Here is a 19,307-nt window from a genome sequence, read left to right on the forward strand (position 1 = left end):
GGGGGGCCGTCCCCGATGCCCTGGGGGCAGGCGCGCGGCGAGTCTCGTCGTATGTCCCGCTTCAAGCGCGTCCTCATCATTCTCGTCTCGGCCGTCACCGCCCTGGCGCTGGCCGTCGGCGGGCTGTTCCTGTGGCTGTGGAACAGCGCCGGCGTGAGCACGGTCGGCAAGGAGTCGTTCGGCAACGAGCTGGCGATACCCCCGCTGGCGCAGTCCCAGGTCGCCAAGGACGGTACTCGCGTGTTCGACCTGCGGATGCAGGCGGGCGAGACCGAGTTCAGGGACGGGCAGAGCACCAGCACCTGGGGGTTCAACGGCGCCTATCTCGGGCCGACGCTGCGTGCCGAGCGCGGGGAGAAGGTCCGCGTGCGGATCCGCAACGGCCTCGACGAGGCCTCGACCGTGCACTGGCACGGCATGCACCTGCCCGCCGAGATGGACGGCGGTCCCCACCAGATGGTGGAGGCGGGCGGCAGCTGGTCCCCGCACTGGACGGTCGACCAGCCTGCGGCGACCCTCTGGTACCACCCGCATCCCCACGGCGCGACCGAGAAGCATGTGCAGCGCGGTCTGGCCGGGATGTTCATCCTCGACGACGAGAGGTCCGAGCGGCTGGCGCTGCCGAAGAGGTACGGGGTCGACGACCTGCCCGTGATCGTGCAGGACGTGACGTTCGACGGGGCGACGTTCGACCACGGCCGCGGGCTGATGCAGAACGCGGGCTTCCTCGGCGAGAGGACCTTGGTCAACGGCACGCTCAGCCCGTACCAAGAAGTCCGCGACGAGCTCGTACGGCTGCGGCTGCTCAACGCGTCGACCGCCCGCACGTACGACTTCGGCTTGTCCGACGGTCGTGCCTTCTCGCTCGTCGGTACGGACGGCGGGCTGCTGGAGCGGCCGGCGCGGATGGAGCGGGTGCAGCTGTCGCCGGGTGAGCGGGCGGAGATCGTGGTGCGGATGAAGCCGGGCGAGCGGACCGTGCTGCGCAGCTTCCCGCAGGGCAACTACGGGGACGCGTGGCAGCGGCGGTTCAACGGCGGCGGCGACTCCTTCGACGTACTGCAGCTGCGGGCCGCCGAACGGCTGCGCCCCTCACCCGCACTCCCCGCCCGGCTGGGCGAGTTGGAGGTGCCGGCCGGCGACGACGCGGTGCGGGCGCGGCACTTCGATCTGGAACGGACCGGGATCAACGGCCGTCCGATGGACATGGGCCGGGTGGACGAGACCGTCACCCGCGGTACGACCGAGGTCTGGACCCTGCGCAGCGACGACGGCATGCCGCACAACTTCCACGTGCACGACGTGCAGTTCCGGGTGCTGGAGGTGAACGGCGAGGCCCCGCCGCCCCGTCTGCGCGGGCCCAAGGACACGGTGTTCGTGCCGCACGGCACGACCGTGAAGCTCGCCATGCGGTTCGACGGTCCGGCAGATCCGGACAGCCCGTACATGTACCACTGCCATCTGCTCTACCACGAGGACGAGGGAATGATGGGGCAGTTCGTGGTGGTCGAGAAGGGGCAGCGGGCGGGCGCCCCGGCCGGTGAGGCAGGTGCACCGCCCGGCGAGCACCGCCACTGAGTGGTCACTAGCCTTGATCCATGACAACGGCTCTGATTACGGGATCCACGGCGGGCATCGGCGCCGCCTTCGCGCGGCGTCTCGCCGCAGACGGCCGCAACCTGGTCCTGGTGGCGCGCGACACCAAGCGGCTGCGCGAACAGGCCACCGAGTTGCACGACCGGCACGGCATCGAGGCGGAGGTGCTGACGGCGGACCTCGCGACGGAGGACGGCATCGAGGCGGTCGCCAGGCGCCTGAAGGACCCCAGGAGCCCCGTCGACCTGCTGGTCAACAACGCGGGCTTCGGCAACAAGGGCCGCTATCTGGACGTCTCCATGGCCGACGAGCTGACGATGCTCAAGGTGCACTGCGAGGCGGTGCTCCGGCTGACGTCGGCGGCGGCGGAGGCGATGCGGGAGCGCGGCCGGGGCGCCGTGATCAACGTCGCCTCGGTGGCGGCGTTCGTGCCGCGCGGGACGTACGGGGCGTCGAAGGCGTGGGTCGTGCAGTTCACGCAGGGTGCGGCGAAGGACCTGGCCGGCTCGGGCGTACGGCTGATGGCGCTGTGCCCCGGCTTCGTACGGACCGAGTTCCACCAGCGTGCCGGGATGAGCACGGACAGCATCCCGAAGTGGATGTGGCTGGACGCGGACAAGCTGGTCACGGCCGCACTGGCCGATCTGTCCCGCGGCAAGACGCTGTCGGTTCCGGACCCGCGGTACAAGGCGCTGATGGGGCTGGTGAAGGTGGCCCCGCGGTCGCTGGTGGGCGGGATCTCCTCGAAGACGGGGCGGAAGTACGGGCCCCAGTGACCTTCGCCTCCGGGAGGACTCGGCGAATCCCGCTCCGTTGAATCTGGGGCGTCGACCGAATTACGCAAACCCGATCGAATCGGATTTTTCACTAAAATGGTGGCATCCCACCGGGCCCGAGCACTTCGGGAGGCGCCATGACGTTCGTCCAGCTCATTGACTGCAAGACGAGCAGATTCGACGAGATGAACCGGCTCATGGACACATGGGTCGAGCAGACCAAGGGCAAGCGGACCGCCTCGCACAGCATCATCGGCAAGGACCGGTCCGATGACTCGCACTTCATCGAGATCGTCGAGTTCCCGTCGTACGAGGACGCGATGAGGAACTCGAACCTCCCGGAGACGGACCGGATCTTCCGGGAGATGGTGGCCCTCTGCGACGAGATGCCGACGTTCACGGACCTGGACATCATCCGGGACGAGCAGCTCTACAAGGACACCTGCCGCAGGTTCTTCGAGACGATCGCGACGAAGGGCGACCTTCCACCGCTCGACGGATTCCTTACGGAGAACTACCACGACCACGATCCGTCCTTCGAGCAGGACAACATCGGGATGGACGCGGTCCGCCGCGAGATAGAGATGTGGCGGGGCGGCTTCGACTCCACGTTCACCATTGACGACCAGCTCGCCGAGGGCGACCGGGTCTGCACCCGCTGGACCTGGAACGCCACCCACAACGGCGAGTTCATGGGGATTCCGGCCAGCAACAAGCAGGTCACCATGACCGGCACGACCATCCACCGGTGCCGCGAGGACGGCAAGATCGTCGAGGGCTGGTGGCAGTACGACAGGCTGGGCCTGATGGGGCAGCTGGAGGCACTGGAGATGTAGCAAACGGCGGATACAGCCGCGGGGCACAGCCGTCGACGACCAGCCATCGAAACGGGAAGGTCCCGTTCCCTGAGGGAACGGGACCTTCCTTCGTCGTCAGCCGACGTGACGTCAGCGGGCGCGCCCGCGGGACGTCAGTGCGCGTGCCCGTGGCCGTGGCCGTGACCGGCCTCGGCCTCCTCCTCGGCCGGCTTCTCGACGACCAGGGTCTCGGTCGTGAGCAGCAGCGAGGCGATGGAGGCGGCGTTCTCCAGGGCGGAGCGGGTGACCTTGACCGGGTCGATGACGCCGGACTTCACCAGGTCGCCGTACTCGCCGGTGGCGGCGTTGTAGCCGTTGCCCTTCTCGAGCTCGGCCACCTTGGAGACGATGACGTAGCCCTCGAGGCCGGCGTTCTCGGCGATCCAGCGCAGCGGCTCGACGGCGGCGCGGCGGACGACCGAGACACCGGTGGCCTCGTCGCCGGTCTTGCCGAGGTTGCCCTCGAGTACCTTCACGGCGTGGACGAGCGCGGAGCCGCCACCGGAGACGATGCCCTCCTCGACCGCGGCGCGGGTCGCGGAGATGGCGTCCTCCAGACGGTGCTTCTTCTCCTTCAGCTCCACCTCGGTGGCGGCGCCGACCTTGATCACGCACACGCCGCCGGCCAGCTTCGCGAGGCGCTCCTGGAGCTTCTCGCGGTCCCAGTCGGAGTCGGTGGTCTCGATCTCGGCCTTGATCTGGGCGACGCGGCCCGCGACGTCCTCGGACTTGCCGCCGCCGTCGACGATGGTGGTGTCGTCCTTGGTGACGGTCACGCGGCGGGCGGTGCCGAGCACCTCCAGGCCGACCTGGTCGAGCTTGAGGCCGACCTCCTCGGCGACGACCTGGGCGCCGGTGAGGACCGCCATGTCCTGCAGCATCGCCTTGCGGCGGTCGCCGAAGCCCGGGGCCTTCACCGCGACGGCGTTGAAGGTGCCGCGGATCTTGTTCACGACGAGGGTGGACAGGGCCTCGCCCTCGACGTCCTCGGCGATGATCAGCAGCGGCTTGGAGGCGCCGGCCTGGATGACCTTCTCGAGGAGCGGCAGCAGGTCCTGGATGGAGGAGATCTTGCCCTGGTTGATGAGGATGTACGGGTCCTCCAGAACGGCCTCCATGCGCTCCTGGTCCGTCACGAAGTACGGCGACAGGTAGCCCTTGTCGAAGGCCATGCCCTCGGTGAAGTCCAGCTCCAGACCGAAGGTGTTGGACTCCTCGACGGTGATGACACCGTCCTTGCCGACCTTGTCCATCGCCTCGGCGATGAGCTCGCCGACCTGCTGGTCCTGTGCGGACAGCGCGGCGACGGCGGCGATGTCGGACTTCTCCTCGATCGGGCGCGCGGTCGCGAGCAGCTCGTCGGAGACGGCGGCGACGGCGGCGTCGATGCCCTTCTTCAGGGCGGCCGGGGAAGCACCGGCGGCGACGTTGCGCAGACCCTCCTTGACCAGGGCCTGGGCCAGCACGGTGGCGGTGGTGGTGCCGTCACCCGCGATGTCGTTGGTCTTGGTCGCCACCTCCTTCACCAGCTGGGCGCCGAGGTTCTCGTACGGGTCCTCGATCTCGACCTCACGGGCGATCGTGACACCGTCGTTGGTGATGGTGGGGGCGCCGAACTTCTTGTCGATGACGACGTTGCGGCCCTTGGGGCCGATCGTCACCTTGACCGTGTCGGCGAGCTTGTTGACGCCGCGCTCGAGGGCGCGACGGGCGTCCTCGTCGAACTTCAGGATCTTCGCCATGGGAGCGTTTCAGCCCTCTCGGAACTCGTATGAAAGAACTGCGCCCCTCGCCGCCCGGCGTCAGCGGGGTGGCCAGGGGCGCAGCTCACAAAGCAAATGTGCGGGTGAATTACTTCTCGATGATCGCGAGGACGTCGCGCGCCGAGAGGACGAGGTACTCCTCGCCGTTGTACTTCACCTCGGTGCCGCCGTACTTGCTGTACAGCACGATGTCGCCGGTCTTCACGTCGAGCGGAAGGCGCTCGCCGTTCTCGAAGCGGCCCGGGCCCACGGCCAGGACGACGCCCTCCTGGGGCTTCTCCTTGGCGGTGTCCGGGATGACCAGGCCAGAGGCCGTGGTCTGCTCGGCGTCCAGCGGCTGGACCACGATGCGGTCCTCGAGCGGCTTGATGGCAACCTTGGAGCTGGCGGTCGTCACGATCCGACCTCCCCCTTCGGAGATCTCACGGGGTTAACTGTCTGAGGTGGCGACCAGGTCGATCCGTCGTCGCGGGTGCCGGACCTGCCCGTCGCTATTGGCACTCTCCAGGGGGGAGTGCCAGAGCTGAGACTATGACCGCGATTAGCACTCGGTCAAGCGGAGTGCCAACGCGGCGCAGACAACGCCGGGAATCGCTCTCATGGGGTGGTTACGGGACGTGCGTACGAATCCGGCGCCGCGGCCGGTGCGGCTTCCGCCGGAGACAGGGCGCGAACTCCCGTCAGAGGTAGTCCTCCAGCCTGGCCACGGCATATCCCTTGGCGGTGATCACCTTCATGACGTACCGGATCATGTCGGGCATCGTGCCGTTCCAGTCGGCGCGGCCCCGGAAGTGCGTGAGGATGATGTCGCCGGGGTGGAGGTCCCGGTCCCCGTCCCGCCAGTCCATGCGGTCCGGGAAGGCCTCGGCGTTCCACAGCGGAACGGCCTTGATGCCGCAGGACTTGGCGGCGCGCAGCGTGTCCCGGTTGTAGTTGCCGTAGGGCGGGCGGAAGACGGTGGGGCGCCGGCCGTACTGCTCCTCGATGACGTCCTGCATGCCGCAGATCTCGCGCCGCTGCTCGGCGTACGAGAGGCCGGGCAGGTACGGGTGGTCGAGGGTGTGGTTGTTCAGCGTGACACCGAGCTGCTGCATCTCGCCGAAGTAGCCGTAGTCCTTCTTCACGAGGTAGTCGCTGAGGAAGGCGGTGTACGGGATGCGCAGCTCGCTCATCATCCTCAGCAGCGCCGGGTCCTTCTCGGCGCCGTCGTCGATGGTGAGGAAGACGACCTTGTCCGTCGTGGGGACGGTCGTGAAGACGGGCGGCAGACCCTCGCCGTCCGTGACCTCGAAGCCCGGGCGAGTCTCGATCTCCGGCTTGACGGCGGGCGGGGCCGGGGCCTGCAGCGGCACCCTGTCCAGTCCCCAGCGCTTCGCGGCGGCGACCCGGGCGGCCTGCGAGTCGATCAGCCGCTGCGCGTACGCGTCGAGGGCACGGGCGGGCGGGGCCTGGAGGTGGGGGCCAGGGCCGGGATGGGGCCCGGGGCGGGAGACGGCCTCCGGGCGGGAACCGGCAGCGGAGCCGGAGTCGCCGCAGCCCGAGGCGATGGCGGCGACGGCGAGTACGGCGAGGCAGACCCGGAGGGGGCCTCGCCGCAGTCGCGTACGCCGTGACGGCCCTGGCAGCGGCCTGTGCCCGACCCGGTCGCCGGGCGCACCCTGGGGCGACCGCTGCGGGACGTGCGTGCCGCGGCCCTGACACGACCCGGCGGCCTGCCGCGTCGCCGTGACCTTGCCCCGCCGAGCCGCCCATCCCGACCGAGCGGACTGCACCCGCTCAGCGGCCCGGCCCGACCGAGCGGACTGCACCCGCTCTGCGGCCCGCCCCGACCCAGGGGACTGCACCCGCTCAGCGGCCCGGCCCGACCGAGCGGGCTGCAGCCGCTCAGCGACCCGGCCCGACTCAGCGGCCCGCTGGTCGGCCTGGAGGCGCCCGCCGACCTGCGCCCGCACCGCGGCCTCCCCTCGCCCGCCGACCTGCGCCCGCACTGCGGCCTCCCCTCGCCTGTCGGCATGTGCTAGCCCGGCGACCGCCCCTCCCCAGGCGACATCCGCCCGCCGTTCAGCATCTCCCCGCACGGCGGCCGGTCCTCGCCCGTCGGCCCGCATTCGCACGGCGGCCGGTCCTCGCCCGTCGGCCCCTGGTCGCCCAAGGGCCGCCCCTCCCCCCTCGGCCCGCACGCCCCGGCCGACCTGCACTCTCTCCGCGACGATCCCTGCCCCGTCGACATCCGTCCGCATGGCGGCCGCCGCGCCCCCGCCGACATCTCCCCGCCCGCCAGCCGCTCCTCGTCGATCAGCGCGCACTTGCTCGGCAGCCGCCCCTCGCCGGTCGGCCACCCTTCCCCGGTCCGTCTGCGCTCGCCCGTTGGCCTCTGCTCGGTCGTCGGCCTCCGCTCGGTCGGCGTGTCGTCGGCGCGCGCCCGTCCTCCCGTGCGCGGAGTCTCGAGGGATCTTGTCTTTTTGTCGCATTTGATGCATGGCGTCGCATCCTGTCAGCGGCGTCGGCGCGCGGCGGGCCGACACCGCCGCCGGGCGCGCGCCATCCACCGGCTGGCCCACAATGGGCCGGTGAACGACCGTGCTCCCGCCGCCTCCGCCGACTCCGTGTCCGCCTTCTCCGCGCTGCTCACCGACGAGGGACGCGCCCTCCTCGACGAGGTGCGCGACATCGACCCGGCTCAGGAGCTGACCGTGGCGACACGGCTGCGCCGTGAGCACCCCGCCGCGCTGGTCTCGGCGGCCATCGGGCAAGCACGGCTGCGGCAGCGCGCTGCGGCGAAGTTCGGCGCGGCGGACGCGGGCCGGATGTTCTTCACGCCGAACGGCGTGGAGCAGTCGACGCGCGCGTCGGTCGCGACGTACCGCGCCGGCCGGTTCGCCGACCTGGGCGTCCGCAGCGTCGCCGACCTGTGCTCCGGGATCGGCGGTGACGCGATCGCGCTGGCCCGCGCGGGCATCTCGGTGCTGGCCGTCGACCGGGACCCGCTGACGTGCGCGGTCGCCCGGGCGAACGCCGAGACGCTCGGCCTCGGCGGGCTGATCGAGGTGCGGGAGGCCGACGTCACGGAGGTGGACACCGGGTCGTACGACGCGGTGTTCGTTGATCCTGCGCGGCGCGGCGGACGCGGGCGTGTATTTGATCCTGAGGCGTACTCGCCGCCGCTCTCCTGGGCCGTCGGTGCGGCCCGCACGGCGCCCCGCGCCGCGCTGAAGATCGCGCCGGGCATCCCTCACGAGACGATCCCCGCCGACGCCGAGGCGGAGTGGATCTCGGACCACGGGGACGTGAAGGAGGCGGTCCTGTGGTTCGGCACGGAGCCCGGCACGGTCCGGGCGACCCTGCTGCCAGGACCGCGCTCGCTGACGGGCCGCGGGCTGCCCGATCCGGCGGTACGGCCCGTCGGCCGCTACCTCTACGAGCCGGACGGCGCCGTCATCCGCGCGCACCTGGTCGCCGAGGTCGCCGAGGACGTCGGCGGCGGACTGATCGACGAGACCATCGCCTACGTCACCGCGGACGAGCTGCGCCCCACCCCGTACGCCGCCGCCTACGACATCACCGACCAGCTCCCGTTCAACGTGAAGCGGCTGAAGGCGCTGCTGCGGGAGCGCGGGGTCGGCATCCTGACCGTCAAGAAGCGGGGGTCCGCCGTCGAACCGGAGGAGTTGCGGCGGAAGGTGAGGCCGCAGGGCCCGAACTCGGCGACGGTCTTCCTCACGCGGGTAGCGGGGGCGCCGACCATGCTGGTCGGGCACCCGGCGGCGACCGGATAGGGCCGTAAGGGCCCTGCCCGCGGCCGCCGACGGTCCCGGTGCGGCCTCGACGGCGGCCTCAGCGCCGCGGTGGCCTCACCGCAGCGACGCCCACAGCTCGCTCGCCTCCGACTCGTTCGCCACCACCCGGTTGGGGTCGGACAGGGCCGTCACGACCGGCATGGTGACCGTCGTGAGATCGTCCGCCGAGATGCCGCTGACCGCCTGCGCCAGGCCCATCAGCTCGCCGAGCGAGTCGAGGCCCGTGTCCGTCGTGAGGCTTCCCGTGACGGCGTCGGCCACGTCGTACAGACGGGACGGACTGGCGAGGAGGTCGCTCGCCACCGCCTCCTCGAGCATCGCCTTGATCAGCTGCTGCTGGAGGCCGATGCGGCCGAGGTCGCTGCCGTCCCCTATGCCGTGCCGGGTCCGGGCCAGCGCCAGCGCCTCCGTGCCGTCGAGACGGTGCGTGCCGGCTTCGAGATGGAGGTGGCTCTTGTCGTCGTCGATGTCCTCCTCCGTGGTGACCGTCACCCCGCCGAGCGCGTCCACCAGATCCGCGAAGCCCGCGAAGTCGATCTCGATGTAGTGGTCCATGCGCACGTCGGTGAGCTGCTCCACCGTCTTGATCGCGCACACAGGACCGCCCACCGAGTACGCGCTGTTGAACATGGCGCCGTACGCGACCGCCGTGCTGCCGCCCGAGGACGTGGGGCACGACGGGCGCGTGACCAGCGTGTCGCGCGGGATGCTCACCACCGTCGCCTCGGTGCGGTCCGCGTCGATGTGGACGATCATCGCCGTGTCGGAGCGGGCGCCCGAGCTGTTGCCGCCGCCGAGTTCGGAGTTCCGCTCACCGCTGCGCGAATCCGAGCCCAGCACAAGGACGTTCAGCGCTCCGGCGGGAAGAGCGGACACGGACGGATACGGGGAAGGCGATGCGGAGTCGGAGGGCGACGCCGTGGGACGGGGAGTCGACACCGCTGCCGCCTTCTTCGGCCTGTCGTCGCCCAGCGCGCTGTCGATGTCCACGCTCTGGATGTTGTTGTCCAGTTTCCAGTACACCCAGCACGCCCCTGCGCCGGTGAGCACGAGGAGGCAGCCGAGCATGACCGCTGCGGTCCTGAGCGCACGGGACCCCCGGCTGCGTCCCCTGCCGCCCGTGTCGCGGTTCCCACCGCCGCGGTTTCCGCCGTCACGGTTCGCACCGTCACCGTTCCCACCGCCGCGGCTTCCGCTGACTCTGTCTTCGGTCACGCGCAAGAACGTAAGTCCGATTTATTTCAGCGGATACCGCTTCTTGGGTTTCCTTCGGAAACTCTCAGAATTCATGGAGAGTTCTCAGGCGGCGCCTACGCCTCCGCGCCCAGCGACTCGAACCGCCACCGGTGCACCGCCCGCGTCACCAACTCCCCGTCCGGCTCGGGCAGTTCGGGCAGCTCGGCGTCGTAAGCGGCGTCCCACCAGGTGATGACCAGGACGCGGTCCTCGGGTGCGCGGAAGGTCTCGCGGCGCAGCAGCCGCCGTGTGCGACCTCCCGGCGACGACGGCAGGTCCGCCGGCTCCTGTGCCCGCGCCCAGGCCAGCAGCTCCTCGCCCCGGCCCGCGACCGCCCGCGCCTCCCACATCAACGCGACCGTCATGAGTACAGGTTGTCCTTCGCGACCTCGTGCACATGGTCGTGGTTGTGGCCATGTCCCTGGGACGTACCGGGCACATGAGGGTCCGTCACCGGCAGCGAGGAGTCGGCCGACAGGTCCCAGTCCGAGGCGGCGCGTCCACGCGCCACCATCTCCGCGCCGAGCGCCGCGACCATCGCGCCGTTGTCCGTGCACAGCTTGGGCCGCGGCACGCGCAGCCGGATGCCGGCGGCCTCGCAGCGTTCCTGTGCGAGCGCCCGCAGCCGCGAGTTGGCCGCCACACCACCGCCGATCATCAGGTGGTCGACGCCCTCGTCCTTGCAGGCCCGTACGGCCTTACGCGTCAGCACGTCCACGACCGCCTCCTGGAAGGACGCGGCGACATCGCGCACCGGCACCTCCTCGCCCGCCGCCCGCTTCGCCTCGATCCAGCGGGCCACGGCCGTCTTCAGCCCGGAGAAGGAGAAGTCGTACGCGGGGTCGCGCGGGCCGGTGAGGCCGCGCGGGAACGCGATCGCCTCGGGGTCGCCCTCCTTCGCGTACCGGTCGATGACCGGGCCGCCGGGGAAGCCCAGGTTCAGCACCCGCGCGATCTTGTCGAAGGCCTCGCCCGCCGCATCGTCGATGGTCGCGCCCATCGGCCGTACGTCCGATGTGATGTCCGTCGACAGCAGCAGCGACGAGTGCCCGCCGCTCACCAGCAGCGCCATCGTCGGCTCGGGCAGCGCCCCGTGCTCCAGCTGGTCCACGCAGATGTGCGAGGCCAGGTGGTTCACGCCGTAGAGCGGCTTGCCGAGCGCGTACGCGTACGCCTTCGCGGCCGAGACGCCGACCAGCAGCGCGCCCGCGAGCCCGGGCCCTGCCGTCACCGCGATGCCGTCCAGGTCCGTGGCGGCGACCCCCGCCTCCTTCAGCGCGCGGTCGATGGTCGGCACCATCGCCTCCAGATGCGCCCGGCTCGCGACCTCCGGCACGACGCCGCCGAAGCGGGCGTGCTCGTCGACGCTCGACGCGACCGCGTCCGCGAGCAGCGTGGTGCCGCGGACGATGCCGACGCCGGTCTCGTCGCAGGAGGTCTCGATGCCGAGTACGAGAGGGGCATCGCGCAGGTCAGCCATGGATCCGGTTTCCTTGTACGCCGTTCACGGAGGTGGAGGGATGGTCGGTCGCTGAACCCGAGGGGCCGGCCGGGGACGGGGCGGAGGGGCCTGCCAGCCGCATGACCACGGCGTCGACGTTCCCGGGCTGGTAGTAGCCGCGCCGGAAGCCGATGGGTTCAAAGCCGAAGCGCTCGTAGAGCTTCTGGGCGCGGAGGTTGTCGACGCGGCATTCGAGGAGCACCTCGGCGCACTCGAACGCGGTCGCGGCCCGCATCAGCTCGGTGAGCAGCCGCGCGCCGAGCCCCGTGCCCCACTGGTCGCGGGCCACGGCGATGGTCTGCACGTCACCCACCACCGCGGAGTTCTCGTCTTCACCCGATCCGGTGACCGCGAGTCCCGCGTAACCGATGAGCCGGTCGCCGGCCTCGGCCACGACATAGCAACGCGTCGCGCCCGGGCCGCGCGCATGGGCGAGCTCCGACCAGAACATGCCTCGCGACCAGGCGTCGTCGGGAAACAGTTCGCGCTCGAGCTCCAGCACGGGATCGATGTCCCACCAGCGCATCTCGCGCAGTACGAGAGCTGTCACTTCGGGGTGACCACCTTGTAGTTCTTGGGCACCTGGGCGTCCGGGCGGCGCAGGTACAGCGGCCGGGGTGCGGCCAGTTCCTCGCCCGCCTGCAGCTTCTCCACCGCCAGCGAGGCGAGGGCGGCCGCGGACACGTGCTCCGGCTCGTGCGCGTTCGGGAACGTGTCCGGGTAGAGCCGCGCGCCCGCGCCGACGGCCGGGAGCCCGGCGACCTGGTCCGCGATGTCGGCGGGCCGGTCCACGGCCGGCTCCGTGACGCGGGTGCGCCGGTCCGCGTACCGGGCCCAGTAGACCTCCTTGCGCCGCGCGTCCGTCGCCGCGACGAAGGGGCCCTCGATGCAGGAGGCGTACGCGAGGGCGTCGAGCGTGCACAGACCGTGCACGGGCACGCCGAGGACCAGGCCGAAGGTGTCGGCGGTCATCAGGCCGACGCGCAGCCCGGTGTACGGTCCCGGGCCCACGCCGACCACGATGCCGGTGACCGCGTCCAGTTTCGTTCCCGCCTCGGCCAGCACGCGGTCGACGGCCGGCAGCAGCAGCTCGCCATGACGGCGGGCGTCCACCTGACTCGACGACGCGACGACGGACTCTCCGTCGTGCAGAGCGACGGTGACGGCGGGGGTGGCGGTATCCAGAGCGAGCAAGAGCACGCAAACAGCCTACGGCTTGGGCGGCGGAGGCACGGCCGCCCAGGTGTGCCGCACACCTGCTGCTACCGTCACCGTCAAGGGTCCCAGGACGCGCGTACGTACGAGACGCGCATACGTACGAGAGGCGGGCACACGTGGCAAGGAGCAGCTCGGGATTCGTGGCCGGGCTCACCGCGGCCGCCATCGCCGCAGTCGGTTTCCTCGCCGTCCAGGCCGCGGCCAACGTGCCGGACACCCTCGGCAAGGCCGAGCCGTCCGCCTCCCCCACCGTGTCGCAGTCTCCCACGGAGAGCGCGAAGAAGAAGGAGTCCGCGACACCGCCCGAGGATTCCGGCACCGGTGAGCGGGTCGTCTACTCGCTGGAGGACGACCGCGTCTGGCTGATCGGCGCGGACGGCGAGACGAAGCGCACGTTCAAGGTCACGCCCAGCACGGTGGACCCCGAGGTGGGCACCTACAGCGTCACCTCGCGGTCCAGCGCGGTGACGGGCTCCGACGGCGTGCCGATCGAGCACGTGGTGCGGTTCGCCGACGTCGACGGCGTGGTGATCGGCTTCAGCGCGGCCGTCGACGGCTCGACCCCGACGCCCGACCCGGAGAGGCAGACAGGCGGCATCCGCGAGTCCCGCGAGGACGGCAACGCGATGTGGACGTTCGCGACGGTGGGCACGAAGGTTGTCGTGGTGCCGTAACTGCTGTGGGCAGGCGTTCCGCAGGGCTGGGGGCACCTCCCAGCGGTAGCTGGGGGAGGGTGGGCACAGCCCACGACGTACGGCGCCCTTCAAATCAGGGGCGCGGCCCCACCGGATGGGGCGCCCAAGGCGGCGTAGAAACGGCAGCGGCCGCGGCACAGGCCGCAAGCAGATCCCGCATCGACGGCGCAGCCGGACCCCCAGCCGTCGGAACGGCTACCGGCCGATCCGCCGGCTGCCCAGCAGCCGGCACATCACGTTCAGAAGCCGACATGGACGCCTCCTGGCACTCCGGGAGCAGCCGTGGTTAGGCAGACCTAACCCGTACACGTGTCCATGTGACCATGCCCACCCCGCACGGCGCAATATCTTCCCGACGGCCTGTCGGCACCTTCGGGTGAATCTACGAGAACACCCGCAGAATCCCCCGTCAGGCGGCCAGCGTCGCCAGGTCCGCCGCCGTCCACCGCTCGCCGTACCCGGTGAGCGTGACCTCGCGCACCTCGTCGGTCGTGTCCCCGGTGGCCCGGTGGATGAGGACCTGCAGCCGGTCCTCGGACAAGCCCTCGACCTTGCCCTCGCCCCACTCCACGACGATCACGGACTCGGGCAGCGACACGTCGAGGTCGAGGTCCTCCATCTCGTCGAGCCCGCCACCCAGCCGGTACGCGTCCACGTGCACCAGCGGCGGGCCGTCGCCGAGGGACGGGTGGACGCGAGCGATGACGAAGGTCGGCGAGGTGACCGCGCCCCGCACGTCCAGGCCCTCGCCCAGCCCGCGGGTCAGCGTCGTCTTGCCCGCCCCCAGCTCGCCCGTGAGCATCACGAGGTCGCCGGCGCGCAGCAGCTTGGCCAGGCGGCGGCCCAGCTCCTGCATCTGTTCGGGCGAGGTGACGGTGATGCGCACGATGGTCGGAGTGCTGGTGCGGGCGACCGGTTCAGCCTCTTCAGTCGCCGGATTGTGCGGTGCTTCCATAGGTGCCCACGTTAGCCCCTGCGGGGACCGCGCCGACCCGGGCGAGCAGGTCGGCGAGGCGGTCCGTGACGACCTCCGGGTGCTCCAGCATCACCAGGTGCCCGGCGTCGGGTACCAGCACCAGCTCGGCATCCGGGAGCAGGTCCGCTATGGCTTCGCTGTGCTCGCTGGGCGTGACCAGGTCCTGGTCGCCGGCCAGGACGAGGACGGGTATGTCGGCGAACCGCTTGAGCGCCTCCGTCTTGTCGTGCTCGTGGAACGCCGGGTAGAACTCGGCGACCACGTCGATCGGCGTCCCCTCGATCATCCGCTCGGCGAACCGCGCGACGGCCGGGTCGACGTCCCTGGACGCGAACGAGTAGCGCTTGATGATCCCCGCGAACAGGTCGGCCGTCGCGCGCCGCCCCCGCTCCACCAGCTCCGCCCGCTGCCCCAGCGCCTTCAGTACGCCGGGCAGGAAGCGCCGTACCGCGTTGACACCCGCCACCGGGAGCCCGAAGTTGACCTCGCCGAGCCGCCCGGACGACGTACCGACGAGCGCCACGCCGACGACACGGTCGCGGATCAGCTCCGGGTAGTGCCCTGCCAGCGCCATCATGGTCATGCCGCCCATGGAGTGCCCGACGAGCACCAGCGGGCCTTCGGGTGCCGCGGCGTCTATGACGGCCTTCAGGTCGCGGCCCAGCTGGTCGATCGAGATCGGCACGCCGTCCCCGTCGACGCTCGGCGCCTGGGCCACGCCCCGCCCGGAGCGGCCGTGGCTGCGCTGGTCCCAGTGCACGGTCCGTACGACGCCGCGGAGCGCGGCGCGCTGGAAGTGCCAGGAGTCCTGGTTGAGGCAGTAGCCGTGGCAGAAGACGACGGTGACGGGCGCCGGGGCCTTGCGGCCGAACAGCCGCCGGCGGCGCGGCGCCGTCCCGCCGTCGGGCTCGACCTCGTCGATCTCGTAGTACAGCTCGGTGCCGTCGTCGGCGTACGCCTTGCCCGGCCTGCCGCGCAGCGTTCCGTACGGTCCGGTGGAATCCAGGGCGAGCCGGGCCTTCTGCCGCATTCCGCGGCCGACGGTCATCCGCTCGATGGCGACGCCGGCGGCTGCGCCCGCGGCGATCACGCCTATCGCGGTGCCCACCAGTCCGGCGGTGCGCCAGCTGCCGGCGGCCGAGGCGGCGGCCGCCGTGGCCGCTTCCGCGACAGCCTCCGCGCTGCTCTCGCTCACGTGCCGCTCCTCACTCGGTACTCGGTCGTCGGGGTCGTGCTCGGTCATCGGGTGCGCGTTCGGTGCGTTCGGTGCCGGGCGCCCGGTCGTCGGGCATGGTGCTCGGTACTCGGTGCTCGGTCGGGCTGGGTGTTCAGTCGTCGGGCTCGGTGCTCGGTCGTCGGGCTCGGTGCTCGGTTCGCCGGCTCGCCCTGTCGGGGGCCGGCCGGCGGCACCGGGTCAGTCCGCGCCTGCGCGCCGTCCGCCTCCGGGGCCCGCTGCACGGCCGGGCCGCTCGCCGTCGCACCTTTCCTCGCCGTCGCACCGCTCGTCGCCCTCGGGCCGTTCTTCGCCTTCGGGCCGCTCGTTCACATAGACGCGTGGAACGCGCGTTCCGATGCGGGTGACGATTTCGTACGCGATGGTGCCCGCCGCCTGTGCCCAGTCCTCGGCGGTCGGTTCGCCCCGGTCGCCCGGTCCGAACAGCACCGCTTCCGCGCCCGCCGGCGGCTCGTCCCCTCCGAGATCCACCACGAACTGGTCCATGGCGATACGCCCCGCGACCGTCCGCAGCTTGCCGCCGACCAGCACGGGGCCGGTACCGGAGGCATGCCGCGGGATCCCGTCACCGTAGCCGACGGGGATGAGGCCGAGTGTCGTGCCCCCCGGTGTGACGTAGTGATGTCCGTAACTCACGCCGTGGCCCCCCGGCACGTGCTTTACGAGCGCGAGCGACGCCGAGAGCGTCATGACCGGACGCAGCCCGAGGTCCGCGGGGGTGCCGACCTCCGGGCCGGGCGAGATCCCGTACATCGCGATGCCGGGTCGTACGAGATCGAAGTGCGCCTCCGGACGGGTCAGTGTGCCCGGCGAGTTGGCGATGTGCCGCACCTCCGGGCGGGCGCCCTTCGCCTCCGCATACGCCACCATCTCGCGGAACAGGGCGAGCTGGGCGTCGATGGACGGGTGCCCGGGCTCGTCGGCGCACGCGAAGTGCGACCAGAGCCCGGTGACGTGGACGAGCCCCTCGGCCTGCGCGGCGAGGGACTCGGCGACGAGCTCGGGCCAGTCGGCGGGCTGGCAGCCGTTGCGCCCAAGACCGGTGTCGGCCTTCAGCTGGATGCGTGCGGGGCGGCCCGCCTGTCGCGCGGCGGCCGTGATCTCCCGCAGGGCCCACATGCCGCTCACCGCGATGTCCAGGTCCGCCTCGATGGCCTCGCGCCAGGGGCCGCCCGGCGTCCACAGCCAGCACATGACGCGAGCCCGGTCAGCCCCGAACCCGGCGGCGCGCAGCGCGAGCGCCTCCTCGGGCGTCGCGGTCCCGAGCCAGGTCGCGCCCGCCTCCAGCGCGGCACGCGCACAGGGGATCATTCCGTGCCCGTACGCGTCCGCCTTCACGACGGCCATGAAGGCGGCCCCGGGCGCCAGGGCACGCAACGTCCGCACGTTGGCCCGAAGGGCGGACAGATCGATCTCGGCACGGGCGCGCAGGGGGGCAGTCTCATTCATGGCGCCCCCAGTGTCTCAGAGCGCTCCGACGACACCCCCACGGCGGCGCAGCAGCCTGTGGGCAGGCGTTCCGCAGGGCTGGGGGCACCTCCCAGCGGTAGCTGGGGGAGGGTGGGCACAGGCCCACGACGGCGCCGCACCGCTCCTACAACCCCAGCCCCGGACAGGGCGCGTGCACCTGGCGGAACGTCACGCAGTGACGCCCCGCCAGGCCCGAGGCAACGCCTCGGCCACCTCCAGCGCCCCAGCGGGAGCGCCCGCGGCCGCGAACCGCCCCGCCAGCCCATGCAGATACGCCGCAACGGACCCGGCGTCCCGCGCCACGAGCCCCGCCGCGAGCAACGACCCGGCAAGCCCCGACAGCACATCCCCGCTCCCGGCCGTGGCAAGCCACGGCGTCCCCGTCGGGTTCACCCGCACGGCGCCCCCGTCCGGCCCGGCCACCAGCGTGGTCGCCCCCTTGAGCAGCACCGTCGCCCCGTACCGCGCCGCGAGCTCCCGTACCGACGCAAGCCGTGCGGCCTCGACCTCCGCGCGGTCGACGCCGATCAGCGCGGCCGCCTCGCCCGCGTGTGGCGTGAGCAGGGTCGGCGCGACGCGGGCCCGCACCGCGTCCAAGTCGGCGAGGCGCAGCCCGTCCGCGTCCACCAGCACCGGTACGTCGGCGTCGAGCACCTCCGCCACCGCCTGGGCGTTGTCGCCGATGCCCGGTCCGACGACCCAGGCCTGTACGCGGCCCGCCTTCGCGGGCGGCCCGGCGGACACCAGGGTCTCGGGGAAGCGTGCGATCACGGCGTCGCCCGCGGGCCCGACGTAGCGCACGGCACCGGCCCCGCCCCGCAGCGCCCCCGCGACGGCCAGCACCGCGGCGCCGGGGTAGCGGGCGGACCCGGCAACGATGCCCACGACGCCCCGCCGGTACTTGTCGCTCTCGGCGACCGGCACCGGCAACAGCCGCTTCACGTCGGCGTACTGCAGCGCCTCGAGATCCGCCTCGGCCGGCAGGTCGAGCCCGAGGCCGACAAGGCGGACGGTGCCCGCGTGCTCCCGCGCGGGGTCGATGAGCAGGCCCGGCTTGTATGTGCCGAATGTCACGGTCACATCGGCCCGTACCGCCTCGCCGCGGACCTCGCCCGTGTCCGGCTCGATACCGCTGGGCAGGTCGACGGCGACGACGGGCACGCCCGCGCCCCGGACCAGCGCCGCCAACTGCGCGGCGTCAGGGCGCAGACCGCCCTTGCCGCCGATGCCCACGATGCCGTCGACGACGAGGTCGGCGCGGTGGATCAGCGCCTCTGCGGCGGGCGGCCGGGCGGTGGTGCCGCCCGCCGCCCGCAGGGCCGCGAGGCCGCCCGGGTGGGTGCGGTCGTCGGCCGCCAGCAGTACCGCCGTCACGCCTGCGCCGCGGCGGGCCAGGCGGGCGCCCGCGTACAGGGCGTCGCCGCCGTTGTCGCCGCTGCCGATGAGGAGGACGATGCGGGTGCCGTAGACGCGGCCGAGCAGTTCCGCGCATGCGGCGGCTAGGCCTGCCGCTGCGCGCTGCATCAGGGTGCCCTCGGGGAGCCTTGCCATGAGCTCGCGCTCGGCTGCCCTTACGGTTTCTACGCTGTACGCGGTACGCATGCCGTTCAGTCTCCCCCAGTCGGGGGTGCCGTTGCTTTTCGAGGCGCCGTAACGAGGGGGCTGTGCCCACCCTCCCCCAGCTACCGCTGGGAGGTGCCCCCAGCCCTGCGGAACGATTGCCCACAGCAGGTACAGCGGATACAGCGGTGCGGCGGTGCAGCCGTGCTGCCTCGTCACCCCTCCGCGATCACCACCGCCGAAGCCACCCCCGCGTCATGGCTCAGTGAGACGTGCCAGGAGCGGACGCCGAGTTCGGCTGCGCGGGCGGCGACCGTGCCGCGTACGCGTACGCGTGGCTGGCCGCTGTCCTCCACGTAGACCTCCGCGTCCGTCCAGTGCAGGCCGGCCGGGGCGCCGAGGGCCTTGGCGATGGCCTCCTTGGCCGCGAACCGGACGGCCAAGGAGGCTATGCCCCGGCGCTCCCCGCTGGGCAGCAGCAACTCCCGCTCCACGAACAGCCGTCGGGCCATCGCGGGCGTGCGCTCCATGGACGTGCGGAACCGTTCGATCTCGGCGACGTCGATGCCCACACCGATGATCACGATCTCCCTCCCCCGGCAGCTTCCCCGAGGCCGGCCGCCCGCGC

Annotated in this window: 18 protein-coding genes; 5 read left to right on the forward strand and 13 right to left on the reverse strand. The window is 71.8% G+C overall.

The features are described from left to right. Nucleotides 1–51 precede the first annotated feature (51 nt). From STSP_RS01670 to STSP_RS01680, 3 genes are all read left to right on the forward strand, one after another. Entirely contained in the window at nt 52–1,578 is a 1,527-nt protein-coding gene (locus STSP_RS01670) for a multicopper oxidase family protein (RefSeq protein ID WP_067271002.1), read from the forward strand. Nucleotides 1,579–1,598: 20 nt separating this feature from the next. Next, a complete protein-coding gene (locus tag STSP_RS01675) occupies nt 1,599–2,372 on the forward strand; it encodes an SDR family NAD(P)-dependent oxidoreductase (RefSeq protein ID WP_067271004.1) in 774 nt (257 codons plus the stop codon). Nucleotides 2,373–2,509: 137 nt separating this feature from the next. Further along, on the forward strand, nt 2,510–3,208 hold the full coding sequence (locus STSP_RS01680) for an ester cyclase (protein WP_067271006.1): 699 nt from the start codon (nt 2,510–2,512) through the stop codon (nt 3,206–3,208). Nucleotides 3,209–3,342: 134 nt separating this feature from the next. On the opposite strand, the gene groL is transcribed toward STSP_RS01680, so the two are convergent. From groL to STSP_RS39480, 3 genes are all read right to left on the reverse strand, one after another. Then, nucleotides 3,343–4,971, reverse strand: a complete 1,629-nt coding sequence (gene groL, locus STSP_RS01685) for a chaperonin GroEL (protein ID WP_067271009.1) — start codon at nt 4,969–4,971, stop codon at nt 3,343–3,345. A 109-nt stretch (nt 4,972–5,080) separates the two neighbouring features. Further along, nucleotides 5,081–5,389 carry a co-chaperone GroES gene (groES, locus tag STSP_RS01690; protein WP_055493212.1) on the reverse strand — a complete coding sequence of 103 codons (309 nt, stop codon included), beginning with the start codon at nt 5,387–5,389 and terminating at the stop codon, nt 5,081–5,083. Between the two features lie 283 nt (nt 5,390–5,672). Next, nucleotides 5,673–6,590 carry a polysaccharide deacetylase family protein gene (locus tag STSP_RS39480; RefSeq protein ID WP_067271075.1) on the reverse strand — a complete coding sequence of 306 codons (918 nt, stop codon included), beginning with the start codon at nt 6,588–6,590 and terminating at the stop codon, nt 5,673–5,675. 864 nt (nt 6,591–7,454) lie between these two features. Here STSP_RS39480 and STSP_RS01700 point away from each other — a divergent pair. Then, nucleotides 7,455–8,768 (forward strand): THUMP-like domain-containing protein, encoded by a 1,314-nt coding sequence (locus tag STSP_RS01700; protein WP_408646224.1) that lies wholly within the window; start codon nt 7,455–7,457, stop codon nt 8,766–8,768. A gap of 75 nt (nt 8,769–8,843) precedes the next feature. On the opposite strand, the gene STSP_RS01705 is transcribed toward STSP_RS01700, so the two are convergent. The 5 genes from STSP_RS01705 to tsaB form a co-directional block, all read right to left on the reverse strand. Further along, nucleotides 8,844–9,857 carry an LCP family protein gene (locus STSP_RS01705; RefSeq protein WP_107441163.1) on the reverse strand — a complete coding sequence of 338 codons (1,014 nt, stop codon included), beginning with the start codon at nt 9,855–9,857 and terminating at the stop codon, nt 8,844–8,846. Nucleotides 9,858–10,099: 242 nt separating this feature from the next. Beyond that, the gene (locus STSP_RS01710; protein WP_067271014.1) at nt 10,100–10,390 is read right to left on the reverse strand and encodes a hypothetical protein; all 291 of its coding nucleotides are present in this window, start codon (nt 10,388–10,390) and stop codon (nt 10,100–10,102) included. Further along, on the reverse strand, nt 10,387–11,505 hold the full coding sequence (tsaD, locus tag STSP_RS01715) for a tRNA (adenosine(37)-N6)-threonylcarbamoyltransferase complex transferase subunit TsaD (protein WP_067271017.1): 1,119 nt from the start codon (nt 11,503–11,505) through the stop codon (nt 10,387–10,389). Before tsaD ends, STSP_RS01710 begins: the two co-directional genes overlap by 4 nt. Further along, nucleotides 11,498–12,076: a ribosomal protein S18-alanine N-acetyltransferase gene (rimI, locus tag STSP_RS01720; protein WP_332835345.1), complete on the reverse strand. Its 579-nt coding sequence runs from the start codon at nt 12,074–12,076 to the stop codon at nt 11,498–11,500. Before rimI ends, tsaD begins: the two co-directional genes overlap by 8 nt. Beyond that, entirely contained in the window at nt 12,073–12,726 is a 654-nt protein-coding gene (tsaB, locus tag STSP_RS01725; RefSeq protein WP_067271019.1) for a tRNA (adenosine(37)-N6)-threonylcarbamoyltransferase complex dimerization subunit type 1 TsaB, read from the reverse strand. Before tsaB ends, rimI begins: the two co-directional genes overlap by 4 nt. Before the next feature lie 134 nt (nt 12,727–12,860). Between tsaB and STSP_RS01730 the strand changes: the two genes are divergently transcribed. Then, complete coding sequence (locus tag STSP_RS01730; RefSeq protein WP_067271021.1) at nt 12,861–13,418, forward strand: L,D-transpeptidase; 558 nt, start codon at nt 12,861–12,863, stop codon at nt 13,416–13,418. Between the two features lie 430 nt (nt 13,419–13,848). Here STSP_RS01730 and tsaE read toward each other — a convergent pair whose 3' ends face one another. The 5 genes from tsaE to STSP_RS01755 all read right to left on the reverse strand — a co-directional run bounded on the left by tsaE (nt 13,849) and on the right by STSP_RS01755 (nt 19,266). After that, complete coding sequence (gene tsaE / locus STSP_RS01735) at nt 13,849–14,394, reverse strand: tRNA (adenosine(37)-N6)-threonylcarbamoyltransferase complex ATPase subunit type 1 TsaE (protein ID WP_078066807.1); 546 nt, start codon at nt 14,392–14,394, stop codon at nt 13,849–13,851. After that, a complete protein-coding gene (locus STSP_RS01740) occupies nt 14,366–15,610 on the reverse strand; it encodes an alpha/beta fold hydrolase (RefSeq protein ID WP_067271079.1) in 1,245 nt (414 codons plus the stop codon). Before STSP_RS01740 ends, tsaE begins: the two co-directional genes overlap by 29 nt. A 219-nt stretch (nt 15,611–15,829) precedes the next feature. Then, the gene (gene alr, locus STSP_RS01745) at nt 15,830–17,098 is read right to left on the reverse strand and encodes an alanine racemase (protein WP_067271024.1); all 1,269 of its coding nucleotides are present in this window, start codon (nt 17,096–17,098) and stop codon (nt 15,830–15,832) included. 189 nt (nt 17,099–17,287) lie between these two features. Then, a complete protein-coding gene (locus STSP_RS01750) occupies nt 17,288–18,721 on the reverse strand; it encodes an NAD(P)H-hydrate dehydratase (protein WP_078066808.1) in 1,434 nt (477 codons plus the stop codon). Nucleotides 18,722–18,894: 173 nt separating this feature from the next. After that, complete coding sequence (locus STSP_RS01755) at nt 18,895–19,266, reverse strand: holo-ACP synthase (protein WP_067271028.1); 372 nt, start codon at nt 19,264–19,266, stop codon at nt 18,895–18,897. Nucleotides 19,267–19,307 lie beyond the last annotated feature (41 nt).

Source organism: Streptomyces jeddahensis, assembly GCF_001642995.1.
Taxonomy (GTDB): domain Bacteria; phylum Actinomycetota; class Actinomycetes; order Streptomycetales; family Streptomycetaceae; genus Streptomyces; species Streptomyces jeddahensis.

Coding starts and splice junctions, on each gene's coding strand:
- STSP_RS01670 (WP_067271002.1), top strand. CDS start 52: ATGTCCCGCTTCAAGCGCGTCCTCATCATTCTCGTCTCGGCCGTCACC.
- STSP_RS01675 (WP_067271004.1), top strand. CDS start 1,599: ATGACAACGGCTCTGATTACGGGATCCACGGCGGGCATCGGCGCCGCC.
- STSP_RS01680 (WP_067271006.1), top strand. CDS start 2,510: ATGACGTTCGTCCAGCTCATTGACTGCAAGACGAGCAGATTCGACGAG.
- groL (WP_067271009.1), bottom strand. CDS start 4,971: ATGGCGAAGATCCTGAAGTTCGACGAGGACGCCCGTCGCGCCCTCGAG.
- STSP_RS01705 (WP_107441163.1), bottom strand. CDS start 9,857: ATGCTCGGCTGCCTCCTCGTGCTCACCGGCGCAGGGGCGTGCTGGGTG.
- STSP_RS01710 (WP_067271014.1), bottom strand. CDS start 10,390: ATGACGGTCGCGTTGATGTGGGAGGCGCGGGCGGTCGCGGGCCGGGGC.
- tsaD (WP_067271017.1), bottom strand. CDS start 11,505: ATGGCTGACCTGCGCGATGCCCCTCTCGTACTCGGCATCGAGACCTCC.
- tsaE (WP_078066807.1), bottom strand. CDS start 14,394: ATGGAAGCACCGCACAATCCGGCGACTGAAGAGGCTGAACCGGTCGCC.
- alr (WP_067271024.1), bottom strand. CDS start 17,098: ATGAATGAGACTGCCCCCCTGCGCGCCCGTGCCGAGATCGATCTGTCC.
- STSP_RS01750 (WP_078066808.1), bottom strand. CDS start 18,721: ATGCGTACCGCGTACAGCGTAGAAACCGTAAGGGCAGCCGAGCGCGAG.